Origin of the sequence: Bordetella petrii (assembly GCF_017356245.1) — a bacterium.
Classification (GTDB): Bacteria; Pseudomonadota; Gammaproteobacteria; order Burkholderiales; family Burkholderiaceae_B; genus Bordetella_A; species Bordetella_A petrii_D.
Genome location: NZ_JAFMZZ010000001.1, coordinates 1,291,420 through 1,311,649 on the forward strand (window position 1 = coordinate 1,291,420; position 20,230 = coordinate 1,311,649).

Genomic DNA, 20,230 nt, shown 5'->3' on the forward strand with positions numbered 1-20,230 from the left:
GCGATGGACGGGGTTCAGTATCAGTGTTCGCCGGGATCGATCCATTTGGACACGGTGGGCGGCTGGTAGGCGGCGTAGCGGTCCAGCAGCGCGGCGGGCTGGCTTTCCACGACCAGCATGGCGCGGTGCTCGGCGCGCATGAACGATTCTTGCACGGCATGATCCAGGAACCCGGCCAGCTGATCGTAGTAGCCGGCGATGTTCAGCAGGCCGCACGGCTTTTCGTGCATGCCCAGCTGGGCCCAGGTCCAGGTCTCGAAAATTTCTTCCAGGGTGCCGGCGCCGCCGGGCAGCGCCACGAAGCCATCGGCCCGTTCGGCCATCATGGTCTTGCGTTCGTGCATGGACTGCACCACATGCAGCTCGGTCAGGCCGGAATGGCCCAGCTCTTTGCGCATCAGCGGCTCGGGAATAATGCCGATGACGCGGCCGCCTTCGGCCATCACGGCATCGGCCACGATGCCCATGATGCCCACGCTGGCGCCGCCATACACCAGTCCGATGTCGCGCCGCACCAGTTCACGGGCCAGCTCGCGCGCGCCGTCGGCGTAGGCGGGGATGCGGCCCCCGTTGGAACCACAATAAACGCAAATATTCTTCAGTGTCATGGTTGGCAGATCAGGGCCCGTTACAAAGTTACAGCGGATTCCGGTCCGGAATGCAGTAACTAGTTTACGCAACTTGGAGACACACCCTGGGCAAGCGGGGCAATGATTGGACACAGCCTGGGCACGGCGGGGCCGATACACTGGGTTGGCAGGCGCCCCGGGCGCCGTAGTCGTCTTGCCCTGCGCAACACACAATAAGGAGCCAGCGATATGCAACATGCCACCCCCCACACCCCGTCCCGCAAGGGCGGCTCGTTCGACATGGACGTGGCCGCGATCCGCGCCAAGGCCCGCCAGGACATCGAGTCCGGCGCCGTTACCGACAGCTACCGGGCCGACCGCGCCGCCGTGCTGAAGCTGCTGAACGAAGCCCTGGCCACCGAAGTGGTCTGTGTGCTGCGCTACAAGCGCCACTATTTCATGGCGCGCGGCCTCAACGCCGAGCCGGTAGCGGCCGAGTTCGCTGAACACGCCGCCGAAGAACTGGGCCACGCCGACCGCATCGCCGAGCGCATTGTGCAGCTGGGCGGCGAACCCAACCTGTCGCCGGTGGGCCTGCTGGACCGCAGCCATTCGGAATATGTCGAAGCCAATACGCTGACCGAGATGATCAAGGAAAACCTGATCGCCGAGCGCATCGCCATCGACAGCTACCGGCAGATGGTCGACTACGTGGGCGACAACGACCCCACCACCCGCCGCCTGCTGGAAGAGATACTGGCCGTCGAGGAAGAGCACGCCGACGATCTGTCGGATTTCCTGGCGAAGAATTGAGGCGGCCAGTGCCGCCAGACTGCCAGGTGTCTAACAGGTGTCAGGCTCCCGCAGGGTGCCTGACACCGTACAACTGAGATGGCTATGGTTTAAGCGGTGTCAGGCACCCTGCGGGAGCCTGACACCTGGGCGGCCTTGTGCTGCAGGGCGTGCGCGGGCCCGCCTCAGACCGCTACGCCGTGCAGGTCGTATTCGTCGGCGGCGGTGACGCGCACGCGCGCCAGGTCGCCCGGCCGCAGCGTGGCCGTGCTGTTGACGTAGACGCAGCCGTCGATCTCGGGCGCGTCGGCGCTGGAGCGGCCCACCGCCCCGTCGGCGTTCACTTCGTCGATCAGCACGTCGATTTCGCGGCCCACGCGGGTTTGCAGGCGGGCGGCCGAGATGGCCTGCTGGTGCGCCATGAAGCGGTCCCAGCGGTCCTGCTTGACGTCGTCGGGCACGGCGCCGGCCAGTTCATTGGCGGGCGCGCCGTTCACCGGCGAATACTGGAAACAGCCGACGCGGTCGAGTTGCGCCTCGCTCATCCAGTCGAGCAGGTACTGGAAGTCTTCTTCGGTTTCGCCCGGGAAGCCCACGATGAAAGTCGAGCGCAGGGTCAGGTCGGGGCATGTTTCGCGCCAGCGCTTGATGCGCGCCAGGGTCTTGTCTTCGAAGGCCGGGCGCTTCATGGCCTTCAGGATGCGCGGGCTGGCGTGCTGGAACGGGATGTCCAAGTAGGGCAGGACCTTGCCCTGCGCCATCAGCGGGATCACTTCGTCGACGTGCGGATACGGGTACACATAGTGCAGGCGCGTCCAGACGCCCAGTTCGGACAAGGCCGCACAGAGCTCGGTCATGCGCGTCTTGACCGGCCGGCCGTTCCAGAAGCCGCTGCGGTATTTCAGGTCGACGCCGTAGGCGCTGGTGTCCTGCGAGATCACCAGCAGCTCTTTCACGCCGGCCTTGACCAGGCGTTCGGCCTCGTTCAGCACATCGCCCACCGGCCGGCTGACCAGGTCGCCGCGCATCGACGGAATGATGCAGAAGCTGCAGCGGTGGTTGCAGCCTTCGGAAATTTTCAGGTAGGCATAGTGGCGCGGCGTCAGCTTGATGCCCTGTGGCGGCACCAGGTCGACGTACGGGTTGTGGTCGGCCTTGGGCGGCGCGGCCTGATGCACCGCGCGCACCACTTCTTCGTACTGCTGCGGGCCGGTCACGGCCAGCACGCTGGGGTGCACGTTGCGGATCACCGATTCTTCGACGCCCATGCAGCCGGTGACGATGACCTTGCCGTTCTCGGCGATGGCCTCGCCGATGGCGTCCAGCGATTCGGCCTTGGCGCTGTCGATGAAGCCACAGGTGTTGACGACCACCACGTCGGCGTCGTCGTATTCGGGCGTGACCTGGTAGCCCTCGGTGCGCAGCTGGGTCAGGATGCGTTCGGAGTCGACCAGGGCTTTCGGACAGCCAAGTGAAATAAATCCCACTTTTGGTGATTTAGATTTGTATGTCATTGATATTAATGAATTTTATTTGGGGCCGAGGCTGATGGCCCCCAAGGGTGTGCAAAAGTTGCCCTAGGCGACAAATAAACTGCGAAATTCTACCGGTTCAAGGCGACTGAGATCCGATCAAGCAAATATGCCGTGGATTTCCCTGCGGTGTGCGCCGATCTTTTCCTTTGGGCGGATACACCCACGTTGGCATTGAAGGTGTCCGTAGGTGCATTCGAGTGGCCGCGGGCTTTTGCCCGCATCTAGGGTAGTGGCTGTGAGCCGCTGTTAGTGACTGGCGGCTGCCGACCCGAAGCGGCGGGCCAAGGCCCTGTGACGATGCTCGTGTAATATTTAGAAACTATCTGCTTTTAGCGAAAGCAAATCGGCAAAACAGTCAGCACCGTACTGCATGCTTTAAACCAACTTAGCATTTCCTCCGTTCATGGCCAGGTTCTTTCCAACGCTCGATCACACGGAATTTTGCAGCCAAGGCGAATTCACCCTCTTTCAGGAACTGGCGGCACTCGACGATGGGTTCACCGTCATTCACTCGCTTCCTTGGCTGCGAGGCAGGACCAAGCGGGTGTACTCGCAGGAGTTGCAGAAGTACCTGCAGGTGTCCTTGGAAAAGAAACATCTGTCCGGAGAGGTAGACTTCGTAATTCTGCATGCGGAGTTGGGCATGCTTTGCATCGAGACGAAATCGGGTCTTTACAAGCCTTCGGGTGTTCGATTCATTCACGAACGTACCGGATACGAAATCGATCCCTTGACTCAGGTCAAGGACAACACTTTCGTCCTCACCGAGATTCTGCAGTCGCGTCAATTGAAGTGCCCGGTCGGCTATGCAGTGCACTTTCCGGACTTCGATCTCGAGAGCCCGCAGATCGCCAGCGCGTACGTGCCGCTCGGCCGGCCGCTCCCCGACGGAATCCTGATCCTACAGAAGCATCGTCGGAACATACCTTTGCGCATCGTACAACTGATGGCGCACTGGAAAACTGCACTGAACTACGGTAACCAGACCAACTTCAGTCGCGAAATCGATCAATTCCTCGACGCTGTCTGGCCGCGGGAAGCGCGGGAGGGGCATCTCGGACGCAAGATCGTCGCGGACGGCGAGTTGTGGCTTCGATTAGACGACAAACAAGCGAATCAAGTGGCCTTGTGCCTCGACTGCGATCGGAGGCTGATCGCAGGTTTCTCGGGCAGTGGCAAGACGCTTATTGCGCGTGCCCTTGCCGAGCAGTTCACGTCTCAGGGCCTCAACGTACTCTTCCTTCTGAAGAATCGTCAGATCACGCAGAAGGTGGCCGCCCAATTGAATCATCTCGGCCAAGCGGTCACAGTTCAAACATTCCATTCCTACTGTGAGTCCCTGGGCATACGGAACAGGGACAGCAGCTCTGGCGAGACCAACTATGACGAGCATCATCTGGCCCTTTGTGGGAAGGTAGATCGCCAGTACGCGGTACTGATCATCGATGAAGCTCAGGCGCTCAACGAGGCCGATCACTTGGCGCTGCACGACCATTTCGCCAATGCACGCAAGTTCGTCTTTGCTGATGAGCTCCAGGTGCTTCCCGGCATCGAGAAGGGCAGCTCCTATCGATTCCTAGAGGACACCTACGGAGAGCAATTCTTCTATCTAGCGACAGTCTATAGAAATCCCGGAGGCATTACTCAGGCGATGGTGGAGATGCGACCGCCACGGCATGAGGTGAGCTGCCCTCGCCCGATCGCCAAAGAGGACTTATCCAGAGGCATTAGCTGGGATGTTTCCAAGAGGATCCAGGCTTTGGCGGCGGAGCTCTCGCGGGCCGGTGTCATGAGGCAGGACATGATCGTGCTGAGTCAGTTCTCCTCGACGCTTATGGGGATTGATGTCTCGCAATCCACAATCTCGGCGTATCGGGGCATGGAGAAGCCCGTCGTCATCGTCGTCGCGGGTATCGACATGGATGACACCACATTGGCTTGCGCTCTCGGGCGGGCAACCACGCGCGCTTACATTATCGTGCCTATCGAACTGATCACCTGCCTGAGCCGCGTGAGGTCGGATTTCCTGCGCAAGGGCTTGGAGACGATCAATCTCGCATCGTTGCTCGAACAGGATGAACGGGATCCGGAACCGCGAATCATCACCAACAAGGTGAAGAAATACGCAGGCTTAGTCGGAAGACACAAGATACTCGGTGAAGGATTCTCCTATGCAAGTCGATGGAGGCGATGGGTCTATGAAGGTGGAGCTACATGGAGCAACCGTGGAGTTCAGCTCTGGGGCTGGTGGCTCTCACTAACGACCTGCCTTCCCATCTCCGGGATCGACCCTGAGCGTAACGAGCCGACTGGGTGCTATCTCAGCCCCTGCCCCGAGTGCCTCACCGTGACTCCGCATGTCGCGAATCGCACATGTATGACTTGCCTGGCCTCGCCATTGGACGAAGCTAGAACCTCTGAGATCGTCCTACAGGCGGCCGAATTGGGCACTGTGCGATCGGGGATTGGGGGGCAATCTCTAATTAAAGTGGCGGCATTGGTCGGCGATTTCCAATTTCCTCGTCCTAATGACGTTGTGCACGGGAAGACTGAAATGCCTGTCCTGTTCCTGGCCACGACAATTGTCGAGTTTCGGATGCGCCAAGGGGCGACAGTTGCCACCAAATCCCAGATGGAGCAGTGGCTGCGAGAGATGTTGGTGGCCGGCGATTTAGATGATTCGATCGAGAGCCTTGCGGGCCGAACAATAAGTAGTCTCTGCGCTCAAAAACTATTACTCCGAATTGGCACCGGCCAATACCGACTAACGGACCTTCAATAGCCTCAGCGGGCGCTTTGAGCCCCAACCTATTTGTTCAAAAGACTGGTAAATCCCACTTTCGGTGGTTGAATTTTGTATGTTATTGAAATAAATAGAAATTCTAGTGGAAGTTCAACACGGGGCTGAGCCCGTTCGTAACATTAAACCCAACGCCACACATAGACCGCCTTGTCCGCCTAAAGGCGCGCCAAAAGGAATTCGCCGACGAGCCCCATAGCTTCGATGGCGGCACGAGCATCGGCGTTAGACGCTGTAGGCACCCACGGACGTCCGTGGCCAGTCCCTTGCTTGTTGCGCAGCAGATTAACGCCACAGGCGAGTTCATACATTGCGCGCTCAATCCTCCGCTGAGGCGGTTCTCCGGGCTGCGCTGTGTCGTGGGGCGTCGCTAAGCCTAGAGCAACGAATGCCTGCCCCAGAAGCGTGGGAAAGTTCGCATGCCCCGGATAGGCACCGAATTTCTGCTGCACAACGTGGGCAGCTATCGCTTCCACAAGATCCTTTCCCGTGCCGATCTCCAGAGCAGCGTCCTCGACGCCCCTCTTGGCACGCCGAACATAAGCTCTCAACGCCGCGGTAAGCGCTGAGCCGGATAGAGCGTCTAGTACCTTGGGGCGTAGATCCCCATCGGCTCCTAGGACGAATCCCTCGGAGTCGAAGGCGGAAATGCAGTTATCGATTGCATGTCTTCCGACGTAATTCGGCGAGCCGTCCCGGAAACCACCATGGCCTCTGACAAGCGAAACGAATGAGATGACAAAGGCGCCACCCGCTTCCGAAGCATGTTCAATGGCCCAATTCAGAACTGCCCGGACTCTTTTCGCTTTTCCGACCACTTGGCCATTACTGTTGGGATCTCCTTGAACTAGCCCGTGTCGCCGAATCAGGCTCTCTAGGTCGGAATGGCTTGGATCGCGCCGTTCCGATTGGGCATCGTCGACGACCTGCGATAGCGCTACGATGATGGTGTCCGTCAATGGGGCGGTACGAGTAGTCACCATGAACTCAAGAATTCAGTATCTAGCTGAAGAGTATAGAGGTTGACCTTTCGCAGCCACTAGTCCCTTCTCCGGGGCTTTGATCAACCGTTTCCAAGGCTCTCTTGATATAGGCGCCTACGATCAGCATCTAGGGCGCGTCGCAAGAAATCCTGAGCTTGGAAGTGCATGGCCGCAAATGCTTTGGATTCGGCAGACATACAAAGCAGAAGAGTCGTGCGCAAGGTTTCGACCACTTGAATTTGGATGTCTTTGGTTTCGGCCGTCCCCAACTTAATTTCTTGCAAGGTGGTCTTCAGGGCTAAGCTGCTAATGGTCGTGCTGTGCACAAACTTGGATAGTTCCGCGAACCGCCCCGATAAGGCGTCAAGCGACGGCTTCAGACATCCGCCGAAAGCTTTGAGCCACGCACAATGCTCGCGTAACTCCTTTAACTCCAGGTAATAGCCGTCCCTGTCTCGAATCCAGCCGTATTCAATCGGATGATCTCGGAAGTAGTAGTGGCGCCAGAAGTTCTCAATCGCGCTTCGCAGGTAGAACCTGGAGGCTCGAGCATCCCCTGTCGCGATCGAGTTCACAAGGTGAACGGCGTCCGATGCTAGCTCACGCAAAAATATGCCCAAGTGCTCTTCTAGGTCCGCAGTCTCGCGCGCCAAAGATACGAAACAAACGGCCAGCTTATGTGCAACGCGGAGCAGCTCCTTCTGTCGCGTAGCATTCTCGGCCCTTGACCGGTCGACGGTTTCCCAATATGCCTTGAAATCTTCAGAAATTTGCCTGTCGATTGGTCGATACGCTGAGGGTGGTGCCGCCATTAGAGATCCTTGATGGCGGTAGACCATCGACCGACAAATCCTCCTGAATTCTTCGCCGTTCTGCGCAAACGCTCGCGGAATTCTGTCTTGGTCTCTGGATCTGATCCGTCATAGTAGGAAGCCAATCGCTTTGCAAATCGGACTCGCGATTCTTTGTCGCGCGGCTGGATGTCAGGTGGCGCAAGAGTCGCGATGTCGGACAGTTTCGGGAACAGCGATTCGTCAAGCAAAAGGCGTTGCATTGCCGATCCGTTGGGCGAACTCTGGGTTGCGACAAGACCCGCATGTGAGCCTTCACCCTGCTGGCCGTGAGCGGAGGGGGGAGTCGGCACGTGCACGTGGCCGGTTTGCTGGGGAAGCTCGTCGTGCAAGTCCACCAGCGCACGTATAGCCCTGCCGACGGCGGACTTTCCATCGTTCCGAAGTTTCAGGGCGGATTCCAGCTGATCTTGGCTGAACTCCGAGGCAAGCTCGGACAAGCGTGCGAGGAGATATAGATAATTTTGACGAGGCGTACCGTTTCTCATAATTCCTCCGCCCGTTTAACGAACTCAGATGCCAAACCGGCCAAATGGTCCTTGAGCTTGTACTTGGTTTTCGCAAATTCCTGCAGTGGCGAATTGTCTTCCACTGCCTCAGCTACGCCTGTTGTCAGCGGAATGTGTTCGTCGAAAACTTCACCCAAGTAATTTACTTTTAGTTGGTTCGAAGTCGCAGTCATAGAATCCGTCCCGCGGACCTGCGTGAGTACCAGTCCCAATCGCGGAAGGTTATGACCAGATCTCTCCTCGTACTCAGTCATTGCGCGCTCGAGCAAGGGAAGACCGAGTACAGACAACGGATCAGGTTTCACCGGAACCAGATATGCGTCAGAAGCCAAGAAGGCGCTATAACTAAATAGGGACGCAGTCGGGGGGCAGTCGATCAGAACGTAGTCGTACTTATCCTTGACCTTTTCCAGGAACACGCGGAGGCGGTTTTCCGTGCCTCGAGGCGCAGCGTCTAATCGGATCAGGTCCAGAATTGACGGCACGATGTCTAGTGAGCAGCCGTTCCCTTCTACAGTGACTATCGTGGTCTTGGCAGTTACTTTGGGAGGAGGTGCGGTGTTCGGTACAGCGAGACCCTGCACGCCATGCCCGTCGGGGACGAAGATGTTCAAGACAGTATGACTGGTCTTCACCCAGTCAAGATACGTCTGTGTTTCGATAACCCATTGAGTGGCATTGAACTGAGGGTCGATGTCAACGAGCAGAACATCGTACTCTTTGGCAAGCTCCCAAGCCAAGCCCACAGCCAAGGTAGTCTTGCCCACTCCGCCTTTCATATTGATCAATGACACTACTTTTGCAGACATAGCTTTCTCCTGTCCGGACGAAATGATACAGGAGCGACGTGTTAGCCGGGACGTCTGCCAATGGTCGAAATCAACACTCCATTCTTCGCGCCGAAGGCGCCTTGGCGTAGGAATCACTGAGGGCGTTCGGCCGCATATTCAACAGGTTGTGTCGGGAACTCTGCTTTGGCAGTTAGTTTATATACGCTAGCTTAAGGCCAGCCCAGCGAAACAAACCCCACGCGCGGGGGATGGTCTTTAGAGTTCATTGATTTTGAAAGGCTTTTCATGAGGTTGCCATGCGTGGCCTTATTGGGGCGAAGAAATGCCCAAAGAGACGGAGCTGACCGCAATTTTAGCCTGCCGGCGCCCCGCGGCGCGGCGCGCGGGGCGGTGCGCGCCGGATTTCGCCAGGCCGGCCCCGGCCTTGGCGATTCCCGCTATCACAGGTCCAGCTGCAAGGGCGGACCATCGGCCGCCGGGGCCGCGCAACAGATCAGGGCATGGCCTTCCGGCACCGTGCATTCCGGACGCCTGGGATAAGCCACCGCGCCTTGCACGATACGCGTGCGGCAGGTGCCGCAGCTGCCGTTGCGGCAGCCGAACTCGGGCGACAGCCCGTGCTGTTCGGCCAGCTCCAGCAGCGAGCCGTCGCCCGGGTTCCATTGCGCCTGCCGGGCGGATCGCCGGAAAAATACCGGCGCCGGCTCGGCCGCAGGCTGCGGGGACGGGGCTTGCGGCTGCGCGCCGGGCTGGTCCTGCCGTACCAGCGACGATCTGCCGAATGCCTCCGCGTGAATCCGGCCGTCAGGTATGTTGAGCGCGCGCAGCGCGTCGTACAGCGATTGCATGAAGGGGGCCGGCCCGCACAGGTAGAAGTCGTAGTCGTCCAGCGGCAGGTGCCTGCGCAGCACGTCGATGTCGATGCGGCCGGCTTCGTCGTAATCGCCGCCGGCCTGTGCGCCGGCCGGGTTGCTGAGCAGACGCACGACGCGGATCGCGCCGCCGCCTTGCGCCTGCAGCGACGCGATTTCCTCGGAAAAGGCGCGCTCGTGCAGGGTGCGCGCCGCATGGAACAGCCAGGTGGGCCGCACGCGCTGCTTGCGCCGGCCTTCATAAACAATGTGGCGCAGCATGGCCAGCATGGGCGTCACGCCGATTCCGGCTGCCAGCAGCACCGCCGGGCGCCCGGCGGCGGGTTCCAGGGTGAAGGCGCCGGCCGGGGCGCGGGCCTGGACGATGTCGCCCACTTTCACATGGCCGTGCAGGTGCTGCGAGGCCGCGCCGTCGCGCTTGACGCTGATGCGGTAGCCCGGGTCGGACGGCGCCACCGACAGGGTGTAGGTGCGCACCACGGGCTTTGCGCGGCCGGGTATCGCCAGGCGGATGGGCAGGAACTGGCCGGCGCGGTGCGCGATGCGCCCGGCGCCGTCGGCCGGTTCCAGGTGGAACGACCGCACGGCGCTGCTTTCGTCGACAATGCGCGCCACGCGGAACGGGCGCCAGCGGTCGGCCAGGGTGGCGGCGCGCCGGCGGCCGGCGGCCTCGTCCCAGTTCCCGGTCAGCAGCGAGCTGGGCGAGGCGCCCGCATCGTCGCGCGCCCAGCGCAGCGGCAGGGCCCGCGCGCGGCGCACAATGGCGTCGGGAAAGAAGCGCCAGAGCCGTTCCGCGCCCTGGAACGCGGCGATGTCGGGAGAATCCACAATGACTTCGGCGCGGCCGCTCATCTGCAGCAGCTCGCCGCTGTCGAAATCGGCAAAGGTCACGCCGGCCCTGGGGTTGGCCATGAAGTTGCCCAGCGTGTTGAAGAACAGGTTGCCCGCGAAATCGGGAATGGTCATGCCGCCGTCGCTGTCCAGGCGCACGAATCCCGGCCTGCCGCCGCGGTGCGAGACATCGACCTGGCGGCCCGCGCCGGGAAGGTCGGCATACGAGGCCACGAAGAACGTGTCGGCACTGGCGATCAGCGCCCGGGCGCGCTCATCCAGGGCATCCAGCACCTGTGGCGGGATGTCTGTCTGCACGGCGGGATCGCGCGTGAAGGCGACGCTGCGCTGCTGGATATAGCGCGGGCAATTGCCGAAGCTGTGTTCCACATCGATGTGGGCGATCTGCCCCTTGGCGTGGCGCAGCACGCCGTTCATGCGGTTGCGCCGGCGCGTGGCCAGGTCGATGCCCAGCAGCCCGATGGCGCTGCCGTCTTCCAGGCCGGCATCGGCCGGGTCGGCGGCTTCGCGGGCCATGGCCACAGTCATGCGACGCGGATCGGGGCAGGCCAGGAAGCCGGGGCGGCCTGCGCGCAGCGTGGCCCACACGGCGCCATCCGGCGCCACGGCGCCGATTGCCACGAAGGGCAGCTGCGCGAAAAATTCACGATGCTGGTCGGGCATATAGTCGCGCACGTAGCGGCGGCCGACGTCATCCATCTTGGCCAGCGCCCCCGCCTGCGATTGCAGGGCGAGTTCGCCGGCGTGCCAGGGCAGGGGCTGCATGGCATCAGGCCGCCAGGCCGACCGGGGTGCGCTGGAATTCCACGAACCCGGGCAGGGCCTCTACGCGAGCCAGCCATTGCCGCACGCGGGCGTAGTCCTGCAAGTCGACGAAACCTTCCGGCGCGCGCGCCGTGTAGCTGTACAGCGCCACGTCGGCAATGGTGGGCTGGCGGCCGGCGATCCACGGGCTGGCGGCCAGCGCATCGTCCATGCGCTTGAGCACCACATGGGCGCGGGCGATGGCCGCCTCGGCATCCAGGGGCGCGGCGAACACGGTCACCAGCCGCGCCGCGGCCGGCCCGAACGCGATGTCCCCGGCCGCCACCGAAAGCCAGCGCTGCACGGCCGCGGCCTGCGCGGGGGTTTCGGGCAGCCAGTCGGTCTTGCCGAATTTCTTGCTCAGGTACACCAGGATGGCGTTCGAGTCGGCCACGACGATATCGCCATCCACCAGCACCGGCACCTGGCCGAAGGCATTGAGCTTCAGGAAGTCGGGCTGTTTGTGGGCGCGCCTGGACAGGTCCACCTCGACCAGCTCGACGGGCTGGCCGATCAGCGACAGGAACAGGCGGGCGCGGTGCGAATGGCCCGAGAGCGGGTGATGGTAGAGCTTCATGGCGGCGTCCTATGGTTGCGGGTTTGACACGTAATGCCGTGCTGAAACAATCATAGGCAGGCTGACAGGCAAGAAAAACGGCCGGTTGCACAAGATATTATTCTTGTTTTTGCAACAATTGGCGCAGGCCAGCCGCGGGGCATGCCTGGCGGCGGGCCGTCAGTTGAGTGATTTGTCGGCGCGCAGGCGGTCGATCGCCAGGTCCAGGAAGGCGCGCACTTTCTGCATGGCGTGGCGGCCTTCGCGGTGGATGACGTGGATCGGCAGCGGCGGCGGCTCGTACTCGGCCAGCACCACGCGCAGCCTGCCGTCCCACAGCTCGCCCGCCACCTGGTAAGACAGTACGCGCGCCAGACCCAGCCCGGCGACGGCGGCGGAAATGGCCGAGTCGTTGGTCGAGGTGGCAAGCCGCGGTGCGATGCGCAGCGGCCTGGGCTCGCCCTGTTCCATGAAGCGCCATTCCGCCAGCGTGTTGACGCCGGTGGTCTGGATCAGGGTGTGCCGCTGCAGGTCGTCGGGGGTGCGGGGGGTGCCGTGCCGCTGCAAATAGGCGGGCGCGGCGCACACGACGCGCCGCACCCGGCCCACCAGAATGGCCTGCAGCGAAGAGCTGGGCAGTTCGCCGATCCGGATGCCCACATCCACCCCTTCGTCGATGAAATTGATATTGCGGTCGACCAGCACACAGTGGACGTCGACTTCGGGATAGCGCTGCAGGTACTCCACCACGATCGGCGTGACGTGGCGCGCGCCGAACAGCACGGGCGCGGTGACCACCAGGCTGCCGCGCGGCGCGGCATGCGTGCCGGCGGCCGCCAGGTCGGCCTCTTCGATTTCGCCCAGGATGCGCTTGCAGTTCTCGAAATAGGCGGTGCCCGTGTCGGTGGGCCGCACCACCCGCGTTGTGCGCGTCAGCAGGCGCACGCCCAGATGGGCCTCGAGCTCGGTGACGACGCGACTGACCACCGACAGCGAAACGTCGAGCTTGCGCGCCGCGGCCGTAAAGCCGCCGCTCTCGACCACGGCGACGAAGGTCTTCATGGCGTGCAGCCGATCCACGCGCGCGCTCCGGATGGTTGGGGGTGCCGGCAGTATATCCAGGCCGCCCGGCGGACGGGCCGGGCGGCGCGGCAGGCTAGGGCCCGCCGCGCCGGTACAGCGCCAGGGTGGCGGCCATGCCGATCAGCGCGCCGCCGCACAGGCGGTTCAGCCAGCGCAGGCCGCCGCGGTTCAGCGCCTGCATCATGCGGGCGCCCAGCAGCGCGTAGGCCAGCATGGCGGCCAGGTTCAGCACCGCCAGCACGGCGGCCAGCGCCAGGTATTGCGGCAGCAGGGGCGCGCGCGGCGCGATGAACTGCGGCAGGAAGGCCGACATGAACAGCAGCGCCTTGGGATTGGTGATGGCCACCACGAAGCTGCGCAGGAACAGGGCGCGCACGCCCGGCGCGGCGGCCTCGCCGCGCGGCAGGGGCATGGCCGCGTCGGTGCGCAGCAGGCGCCAGCCCAGGTAGGCCAGGTAGGCGGCGCCGGCCCACTTCAGCGCCTGGAAGGCCACTTCCGAGGCGGCCAGCAGCACGCCCAGCCCCGAGGCCACCACGGCCACCAGGATCATGTCGGCCATGACCGCGCCCGCCATGCCCCAGCCGGCTGCGCGCACGCCATGGCGCGAACCGTTGCTCATGGCCAGCAGCACGGTGGGACCCGGCGTGGCGATGGTAATGCCCGAGGCCAGGGCGAACAGCAGCAGGGTGGCGAGCGTCATGGCAGGCAAGGCGGCAAAAAGAAGGGGGAAGGGGCGGCGCGCAACGCCAGTGTGGGCCGCCGCGGCGGATTCGTCCAGTCAGCGGCTACCATAGCGGGGTTGCATTGTTGTGTACTGCCCATGCCCCCGCCTTCTGTTCCCCCGGGCCCTGCCGCCGCCCCTTCGTCCCGGCCGGCGCTGTCGGCCGTGCTGCTGGCCGCCGCCGGCGCGCTGCGCGCCGTGGGCGACGGCCGTTCGCTGACCGACGCCCTGGCCGGTGTGCCGCCGGCGCTGCGCCCCGCGGCGCAGGCGGTGTCGTTCCATGCCATGCGCCAGCTGGGCTGGGCCGCCGCCATCGGGCGCGGCCTGGTGCTGCGCTCGCCCGGGCCGCTGTTCGACGCGCTGCTGCAGGCGTCGCTGTCGCTGCTGCGCGCGCCGCAGGGCCAGGACGCGCCCGCCGTGCCCGGCATGCCGGTCTATGCGCCGCACACCGTGGTCAACCAGGCGGTGACGGCCGCCGCCGGCCAGCGCGGCCTGGCCGCCTACAAGGGCCTGCTCAACGCCAGCCTGCGCCGTTTCCTGCGCGAGCGCGCCGAACTCGAGGCGGCCGTGGCCGGCCAGCCCGAAGTGCGCTGGAACCATCCCGCCTGGTGGGTCGATCAGCTCAGCGCCGCGTATCCCGACCAATGGCAGGCCATTTTGGCCGCCGCCAACGTGCCGGCGCCCCTGACCCTGCGCGTCAACACCCGGCGCGCCAGCCGCGAGCAGGCGCGCCAGGCTTTCCAGGCGGCCGGCATCGCCGCCGAGCCGGTGGGCGCGGCCGGCCTGGTGCTGGCCGAGGCCCGTCCGGTGGCGCAGCTGCCCGGTTTTACCGAGGGCTGGTGGTCGGTGCAGGACGCCGCCGCGCAGCTGGCGGCGCCGCTGCTGGCGCCGCGCGACGGGCAGCGCGTGCTGGACGCCTGCGCCGCGCCGGGCGGCAAGACCGCCCACCTGCTCGAACTGGCTGACCTGGACCTGCTGGCGCTGGACGCCGATGCCGGGCGCCTGCAGCGCGTGGAACAGAACCTCGACCGCCTGGGGCTGCGCTCGGATCGCGTGGCCCTGGCCGCCGCCGATGCCGCCGACCTGGACGCCTGGTGGGACGGCCGGCCATTCGATGCGGTGCTGGCCGACGTGCCCTGCACGGCGTCGGGCATCGTGCGCCGCCACCCGGACATCCGCTGGCTGCGTCGCGCGCCCGATGTGGCCCGCACGGCCGCGCTGCAGGCCCGCATCGCCGATGCGCTGTGGCGCACCGTGGCGCCGGGCGGGCGGCTGCTGTATGTCACCTGCTCGGTATTCCCGGCCGAAGGGGCGCGGCAGGCCGAGGCTTTCGCGCGGCGCCATCCCGACGCCCAGCGCCTGGATGCGCCCGGCCAGCTGCTGCCTGTTGCCATCGGCGCAACACCGCAGGCCCAGCACGACGGCTTTTTCTATGCGTTGTTTGCCAAGCAGTCATGAATCGCCAAGAATAGCTATTGGTGCCGCCGGGTTACGAATGTCGATGATTTCTCGCCTATGTAGTGCGCTATTGCTGGCATTTCTGCTGCTTCCCCTGGGGGCGGGCGGGCAGGCGCGCGCCGACGAACCGCGCTTCACGCGCATCGAGCCCGTCATCCGCGACGGCAAGCTGGAAATCGACGCCGAAGTCGATTTGCAGCTCAACGACCAGCTGCGCGACGCGGCCGAGCGCGGGCTGCCGCTGTATTTCACGGCCGATCTCGTCATCAGCCGGTCGCGCTGGTGGTGGTTCGACGACACCGTGGTGGACACCACCCTGACCTGGCGCGTGATCTACAACGCCCTGACCCGCCAGTGGCGGGCCGGCGCCGGCGAACTCAGCCTGCCGGTGGCCTCGCTGGACCAGGCCATGGACATCGTGCGCCACATCCGCGGCTGGCAGCTGATCGATGTTTCCGAGCTGGACTACGGCGTGTCTTATAGCGGCCAGCTGCGCCTGCGGCTCGATACCTCGCAGCTGGCGCGGCCGTTCCAGGTCAATGCGCTCAACAGCAGTTCGTGGTCGCTGGCCACGCCCTGGACCGACTTCTCGTTCTCGCTGGCCGAGCCCCAGGACCCGTCATGAGAATCCTGCTGCGCGTTGCGCTGATCATCGGCGCGATCAGCGGACTGGCCTTGCTGGGCCTGCTGGCCTGGTCCACCGGCAACGCCTCGCGCTTCGCCCGCTACTACGACACGCTGCTGGTTCTGAACGGCATATTCGCGCTGGCGCTGTTCGTGTGGGTGGTGGCCCTGACCACCCGGCTGATGCGGCAGATCCGCCGGCGCCAGTTCGGCGCCCGCCTGACGGCCCGTTTCGCGCTGGCGTTCGCCCTGATTGGGGTGGTGCCCGGGGCGCTGATCTACACCGTGTCGGTGCAGTTCATGTCGCGTTCGATCGAATCCTGGTTCAACGTGCGGGTCGACAGCGCCCTCGAATCCGGCCTGAACCTGGGCCGCGCGGCGCTGGATTCGCTGCTGGCCGACATGGACGCCAAGGCGCGCGCCATGGCGGCCGAGCTTAACAACACCGCCGATCGCGACATTCCGCTGGCGCTGACGCGCCTGCGCGAATCCAGCGGTGTGCAGGACGTCATGGTGTTTACCGGCAGCGGCCGCCTGGTGGCGTTTTCCACCGACCAGTATGGCCAGCTGCTGCCCGAGATGCCGCCCGCCACGGTGCTGAACCAGCTGCGCCTGGGCCGCGGCTATTCGGCCGCCGAGGCCGACGATGCCGGCGTGGCGGGCAGCAAAGACCGCCTGCTGCTGCGCGTGGTCATCCCGCTGAACTCGCCGGCCCGCTTCGACAGCCTGACCTCGCTGCAGTCCGAGCCGCGCTGGCTGCAGCTGCTGCAGCCGGTGCCGGAACCGATCGCCGACAACGCCAACCGCGTGCAGCAGGGGTTCCGCGACTACCAGGAACTGGCCCTGTCGCGGCTGGGCCTGCGCAAGCTGTACGGCATCACCCTGACGCTGTCGCTGCTGCTGGCGGTGTTCGCCGCCATTGCGGTGGCCCTGTCGCTGTCCAAGCGCCTGGTGCGGCCCCTGCTGCGGCTGGCGGCGGGCACGCAGGCGGTGGGCGTGGGCGATTACCGGCCGCTGCCCGAACCGCCCGAGCGCGACGAAGTGGGGCAGCTGACGCGTTCGTTCAACGCCATGACGCGCCAGCTCGACGAGGCGCGCCACATGGTGGAAAGCAACCGCCGGCAGCTCGAGCGTTCCAACGTGTACCTGGAAAGCGTGCTGTCGAACCTGTCGTCGGGGGTGCTGGTGTTCGACGAAGGCTTCCGGGTCACCACGGTCAACCAGGGCGCGCAGTCCATTTTGCAGGCCGATCTGCGTTCGGTCATCGGGCGGCCGCTGGAAACCGTGGACGGCATGCTCGAATTCATCCAGATCGTGCGCCAGGCCTTTGCGCAGCATGCGGCGGTGGGCTCGGAACGGCTGCACTGGCAGCAGCAGTTCGAGATCACGCTGGCGCCGGCGGCCGATTCCGGCGAAGCCCCGCAGCCCCTGACGCTGCTGGCGCGCGGCACGCATTTGCGGGTAGATGGCCGCGGCAACGGCTACCTGGTGGTGTTCGACGACATTACCGAAGTCATCTCGGCCAACCGCACCGTGGCCTGGGGCGAGGTGGCGCGCCGGCTGGCGCACGAAATCAAGAATCCGCTCACGCCCATCCAGCTGTCGGCCGAGCGCCTGGCCATGAAGCTGGCCGACCGCCTGCAGCCGGCCGACCGGCAGATGCTCGAGCGTTCCACCAACACCATCGTCAACCAGGTGGGGTCGCTGAAGCAGATGGTGGACGATTTCCGCGAATATGCCCGCACGCCGCCGGCCGTGATGCAGTCGATCGATTTCAACGCCCTGGTGGCCGACGTGCTGTCGCTGTACGGCTGGGAGCCGGGCGAAAAGACCGCCACGCGCCACGGCGCGCCGGCCCTGAACCTGGATGTCGAGCTCGAGCCCGGCCTGCCCAATATCGAAGGCGACCCTACCCAGCTGCGGCAGGTCATCCACAATCTGCTGTCGAACGCCCGCGATGCCATCGCCGAGCAGGGCGACCAGGGGCGCGTGCGCGTGGCCACGCAGCTGATGGGCGAAGGCGCGCAGCCCGCGGTGCGTTTCACCGTGGCCGACAGCGGGCAGGGGTTTTCACCGAAGGTCATGCAGCGGGCTTTCGAGCCGTATGTCACCACCAAGGCCCACGGGACTGGGTTAGGATTGGCAATTGTGCGCAAAATCATCGAAGAACATGGCGGCAAGATCGATCTTGCCAACCGCAAAGAGGGCGGGGCGCGGGTTTCGATACTGCTGACCCGCCTGGCGTCCAGGCTTGTCGCTATGGACGCGACCGCGCAAGAAAAGGATAATGCGGCTACGCAATAGGTGGATGGTTTATGGCCAGAATTCTGGTGGTTGACGACGAAGTCGGCATTCGCGAACTTTTGTCAGAGATCCTTTACGACGAAGGGCACACGGTCGAACTGGCCGAAAACGCGGCAGAGGCGCGTGCGGCGCGCCTGCGCACGCGCCCCGATCTGGTTCTGCTCGACATCTGGATGCCCGACACCGATGGGGTCAGCCTGCTGAAAGAATGGGGTTCGCAGGGCCTGCTCGACATGCCCGTCATCATGATGAGCGGCCACGCCACCATCGACACCGCGGTCGAGGCCACGCGCATCGGCGCCATGGATTTCCTCGAAAAGCCCATCACGCTGCAGCGCCTGCTCAAAACCATCGCCGCCGGCCTGGCGCGCGGTCGCGCGCCGCATCCGGCGCCTGCCGCCGCGCCGCTGGTCCCGGCCGCGCCGGTGGTGCCGCTCGAAGACGAGCTCGACCCGCCCGCCGCGCTGGCCGCCATGCCGGCCACCGAGGCCGCGCCGCTGGCCAACGGCAGGCTGGGCTCCATCGCCCTCGACCAGCCCCTGCGTGAAGCGCGCGACGAATTCGAGCGTATTTATTTCGAATACCACCTGGCGCGCGAAAACCACAGCATGACGCGCGTCTCCGAGCGCACCGGGCTCGAACGCACCCACCTGTACCGCAAGCTGAAGCAGCTGGGCATCGAATCCGCGCGCAAGCGAGGCACATGAAGATCCTCATCATGGGGGCCGGCCGCGTGGGAACCAGCGTGGCCGAAAACCTGGTGTCCGAGCAGAACGACATCACGGTCATCGACACCAACGTCGATCACCTGCGCTACCTGCAGGAACGCTTCGACCTGCGGGTGGTGCATGGCGACGGCACCCAGGTCGAGATACTGGAGTCCGCCGGCGCCGCCGACGCCGACCTGTTCATTGCCTGTTCGGCCTCCGACGCGGCCAACATGGTGGGCTGCAAGATCGCGCGGCAGCTGTTCAACGTGCCGCGCCGCATCGCCCGCATCCGCATGCCCGATTTCGCCGAACATCCCGAACTCATGGGCGAAGAAGGCTTCTGCATCGACGCCCTGATCAGCCCCGAGCGCAGCGTTACCACCTACCTGCACAGCCTGATCGAATTCCCCGAGGCCCTGCAGGTCGTCGAATTCGCCGATGGCCGCATCAGCGTGGTCACGGTGCGGGTGGGGCACGGCAGCCCCATGGCGCATCACCCGGTGGCGCAGCTGCGCGAAGTGTGGCCCGACGTGGCCGCCCGGGTGGTCGACGTGGTGCGCGACGGCCGGCCCCTGCAGGCCAGCCGCGGCACGGTCATCGCCCCCGGCGACGAGGTCGTGCTGGTGGTCGATTCGCGCCACGCGCGCCGCGCGGTGCGGCAGCTGCGCGAAGCCGAGAAATCCGTGCGCCGCGTCATGATCGCCGGCGGCGGCAACATCGGCCTGCGCCTGGCGCGCCAGCTGGCCGAAGAAAACTACAGCGTGCGCATCATCGAGCGCGACGCCAAGCGCTGCGAGTACCTGGTGGCCGAGCTGCCCGGCAGCGTGCTGGTGCTGCACGGCAGCGGCACCGACGAAGAACTGCTCGACCGCGAAAACATCGGCGACATGGACACCTGGCTGGCCCTGACCAGCGACGACGAAGACAACATCATGTCGTCGCTGCTGGCCAAGCGGATGGGCGCGCGCAAGGTCATCGCCCTGATCAACCGGCAGGCCTATGGCGAACTGATGCAGGGCAGCCATATCGACATCGCCGTGTCGCCGTCGCAGGCCACCATGAGCGAACTGCTGCGCCACGTGCGCCGCGGCGACATCGCCGCCGTGCACCGGCTGCGCCAGGGCGTGGCCGAGGCCATCGAGGCCGTGGCGCACGGCGACCGCAGCAATTCCAAGGTGGTGGGCCGCGCGGTGGGCGACATCCGCCTGCCCAAGGGGGCCAGCATCGGCGCCCTGGCCCGCGGCGACGAAATCCTGATGCCCGACGACGACACCGTCATCCAGACCGACGACCACGTCATCGTGTTCGTGCCTTCGCGCCAGATGATGCCGCGCGTCGAGAAGCTGTTCCAGGTGTCGGCGTCTTTTTTCTGAACTTCCGGACGGGTCCATCCATGCGCCAGACGGCCACGCACGC

17 protein-coding genes are annotated in these 20,230 nt (G+C 64.5%); 7 read left to right on the forward strand and 10 right to left on the reverse strand.

Translation table 11 applies throughout. The features are described from left to right. Positions 1–20: 20 nt before the first annotated feature. Positions 21–608, reverse strand: coding sequence for a TIGR00730 family Rossman fold protein (locus J2P76_RS06270; protein WP_207405377.1), 588 nt, complete (start codon positions 606–608; stop codon positions 21–23). Positions 609–818: 210 nt separating this feature from the next. Between J2P76_RS06270 and J2P76_RS06275 the strand changes: the two genes are divergently transcribed. Continuing rightward, positions 819–1,382 (forward strand): ferritin-like domain-containing protein, encoded by a 564-nt coding sequence (locus J2P76_RS06275; protein ID WP_207405379.1) that lies wholly within the window; start codon positions 819–821, stop codon positions 1,380–1,382. Between the two features lie 164 nt (positions 1,383–1,546). Here J2P76_RS06275 and rimO read toward each other — a convergent pair whose 3' ends face one another. After that, entirely contained in the window at positions 1,547–2,875 is a 1,329-nt protein-coding gene (gene rimO, locus J2P76_RS06280; protein WP_207405381.1) for a 30S ribosomal protein S12 methylthiotransferase RimO, read from the reverse strand. Between the two features lie 424 nt (positions 2,876–3,299). On the opposite strand from rimO, the gene J2P76_RS06285 reads away from it, so the two are divergent. Then, the gene (locus J2P76_RS06285) at positions 3,300–5,678 is read left to right on the forward strand and encodes an NERD domain-containing protein/DEAD/DEAH box helicase (RefSeq protein ID WP_207405383.1); all 2,379 of its coding nucleotides are present in this window, start codon (positions 3,300–3,302) and stop codon (positions 5,676–5,678) included. 176 nt (positions 5,679–5,854) lie between these two features. Here J2P76_RS06285 and J2P76_RS06290 read toward each other — a convergent pair whose 3' ends face one another. The 8 genes from J2P76_RS06290 to J2P76_RS06325 form a co-directional block, all read right to left on the reverse strand. Beyond that, positions 5,855–6,679, reverse strand: a complete 825-nt coding sequence (locus J2P76_RS06290) for an abortive infection family protein (RefSeq protein WP_242697310.1) — start codon at positions 6,677–6,679, stop codon at positions 5,855–5,857. An 80-nt stretch (positions 6,680–6,759) separates the two neighbouring features. Continuing rightward, on the reverse strand, positions 6,760–7,491 hold the full coding sequence (locus tag J2P76_RS06295; RefSeq protein ID WP_207405385.1) for a hypothetical protein: 732 nt from the start codon (positions 7,489–7,491) through the stop codon (positions 6,760–6,762). Further along, positions 7,491–8,018: a hypothetical protein gene (locus J2P76_RS06300; RefSeq protein WP_207405387.1), complete on the reverse strand. Its 528-nt coding sequence runs from the start codon at positions 8,016–8,018 to the stop codon at positions 7,491–7,493. Before J2P76_RS06300 ends, J2P76_RS06295 begins: the two co-directional genes overlap by 1 nt. Next, complete coding sequence (locus tag J2P76_RS06305) at positions 8,015–8,848, reverse strand: ParA family protein (protein WP_207405389.1); 834 nt, start codon at positions 8,846–8,848, stop codon at positions 8,015–8,017. The genes J2P76_RS06300 and J2P76_RS06305 overlap by 4 nt, the downstream gene beginning before the upstream one ends. A gap of 422 nt (positions 8,849–9,270) precedes the next feature. Continuing rightward, on the reverse strand, positions 9,271–11,319 hold the full coding sequence (locus J2P76_RS06310; protein ID WP_207405391.1) for a pyridoxamine 5'-phosphate oxidase family protein: 2,049 nt from the start codon (positions 11,317–11,319) through the stop codon (positions 9,271–9,273). A 4-nt stretch (positions 11,320–11,323) separates the two neighbouring features. Further along, positions 11,324–11,935 (reverse strand): glutathione S-transferase family protein, encoded by a 612-nt coding sequence (locus J2P76_RS06315; protein ID WP_207405393.1) that lies wholly within the window; start codon positions 11,933–11,935, stop codon positions 11,324–11,326. A gap of 159 nt (positions 11,936–12,094) precedes the next feature. Then, positions 12,095–12,994 carry a LysR substrate-binding domain-containing protein gene (locus tag J2P76_RS06320; protein ID WP_207405395.1) on the reverse strand — a complete coding sequence of 300 codons (900 nt, stop codon included), beginning with the start codon at positions 12,992–12,994 and terminating at the stop codon, positions 12,095–12,097. 76 nt (positions 12,995–13,070) lie between these two features. Then, positions 13,071–13,697, reverse strand: a complete 627-nt coding sequence (locus tag J2P76_RS06325; RefSeq protein ID WP_207405397.1) for a LysE family translocator — start codon at positions 13,695–13,697, stop codon at positions 13,071–13,073. Positions 13,698–13,817: 120 nt separating this feature from the next. Here J2P76_RS06325 and rsmB point away from each other — a divergent pair, with 120 nt between their 5' ends. Genes rsmB through trkA form a run of 5 tightly spaced genes read left to right on the forward strand, consistent with a single transcriptional unit; the run spans position 13,818 to position 20,187 of the window. After that, positions 13,818–15,176, forward strand: a complete 1,359-nt coding sequence (gene rsmB / locus J2P76_RS06330) for a 16S rRNA (cytosine(967)-C(5))-methyltransferase RsmB (RefSeq protein WP_207405398.1) — start codon at positions 13,818–13,820, stop codon at positions 15,174–15,176. Positions 15,177–15,213: 37 nt separating this feature from the next. After that, positions 15,214–15,801, forward strand: a complete 588-nt coding sequence (locus J2P76_RS06335) for a DUF4390 domain-containing protein (protein ID WP_207405400.1) — start codon at positions 15,214–15,216, stop codon at positions 15,799–15,801. Beyond that, a complete protein-coding gene (locus J2P76_RS06340; RefSeq protein WP_207405402.1) occupies positions 15,798–18,104 on the forward strand; it encodes a sensor histidine kinase in 2,307 nt (768 codons plus the stop codon). The genes J2P76_RS06335 and J2P76_RS06340 overlap by 4 nt, the downstream gene beginning before the upstream one ends. A gap of 11 nt (positions 18,105–18,115) precedes the next feature. Then, entirely contained in the window at positions 18,116–18,811 is a 696-nt protein-coding gene (locus J2P76_RS06345) for a response regulator (protein WP_207405404.1), read from the forward strand. Continuing rightward, positions 18,808–20,187, forward strand: a complete 1,380-nt coding sequence (trkA, locus tag J2P76_RS06350) for a Trk system potassium transporter TrkA (RefSeq protein WP_207405406.1) — start codon at positions 18,808–18,810, stop codon at positions 20,185–20,187. The genes J2P76_RS06345 and trkA overlap by 4 nt, the downstream gene beginning before the upstream one ends. Positions 20,188–20,230: the final 43 nt, after the last annotated feature.

Excerpts from the sequence above, each read along its gene's own strand:
- J2P76_RS06270 (WP_207405377.1), bottom strand. The coding sequence starts at position 608 with ATGACACTGAAGAATATTTGCGTTTATTGTGGTTCCAACGGGGGCCGC.
- J2P76_RS06275 (WP_207405379.1), top strand. The coding sequence starts at position 819 with ATGCAACATGCCACCCCCCACACCCCGTCCCGCAAGGGCGGCTCGTTC.
- rimO (WP_207405381.1), bottom strand. The coding sequence starts at position 2,875 with ATGACATACAAATCTAAATCACCAAAAGTGGGATTTATTTCACTTGGC.
- J2P76_RS06285 (WP_207405383.1), top strand. The coding sequence starts at position 3,300 with ATGGCCAGGTTCTTTCCAACGCTCGATCACACGGAATTTTGCAGCCAA.
- J2P76_RS06290 (WP_242697310.1), bottom strand. The coding sequence starts at position 6,679 with ATGGTGACTACTCGTACCGCCCCATTGACGGACACCATCATCGTAGCG.
- J2P76_RS06295 (WP_207405385.1), bottom strand. The coding sequence starts at position 7,491 with ATGGCGGCACCACCCTCAGCGTATCGACCAATCGACAGGCAAATTTCT.
- J2P76_RS06300 (WP_207405387.1), bottom strand. The coding sequence starts at position 8,018 with ATGAGAAACGGTACGCCTCGTCAAAATTATCTATATCTCCTCGCACGC.
- J2P76_RS06305 (WP_207405389.1), bottom strand. The coding sequence starts at position 8,848 with ATGTCTGCAAAAGTAGTGTCATTGATCAATATGAAAGGCGGAGTGGGC.
- J2P76_RS06310 (WP_207405391.1), bottom strand. The coding sequence starts at position 11,319 with ATGCAGCCCCTGCCCTGGCACGCCGGCGAACTCGCCCTGCAATCGCAG.
- J2P76_RS06315 (WP_207405393.1), bottom strand. The coding sequence starts at position 11,935 with ATGAAGCTCTACCATCACCCGCTCTCGGGCCATTCGCACCGCGCCCGC.
- J2P76_RS06325 (WP_207405397.1), bottom strand. The coding sequence starts at position 13,697 with ATGACGCTCGCCACCCTGCTGCTGTTCGCCCTGGCCTCGGGCATTACC.
- rsmB (WP_207405398.1), top strand. The coding sequence starts at position 13,818 with ATGCCCCCGCCTTCTGTTCCCCCGGGCCCTGCCGCCGCCCCTTCGTCC.
- J2P76_RS06335 (WP_207405400.1), top strand. The coding sequence starts at position 15,214 with ATGTCGATGATTTCTCGCCTATGTAGTGCGCTATTGCTGGCATTTCTG.
- J2P76_RS06340 (WP_207405402.1), top strand. The coding sequence starts at position 15,798 with ATGAGAATCCTGCTGCGCGTTGCGCTGATCATCGGCGCGATCAGCGGA.
- J2P76_RS06345 (WP_207405404.1), top strand. The coding sequence starts at position 18,116 with ATGGCCAGAATTCTGGTGGTTGACGACGAAGTCGGCATTCGCGAACTT.
- trkA (WP_207405406.1), top strand. The coding sequence starts at position 18,808 with ATGAAGATCCTCATCATGGGGGCCGGCCGCGTGGGAACCAGCGTGGCC.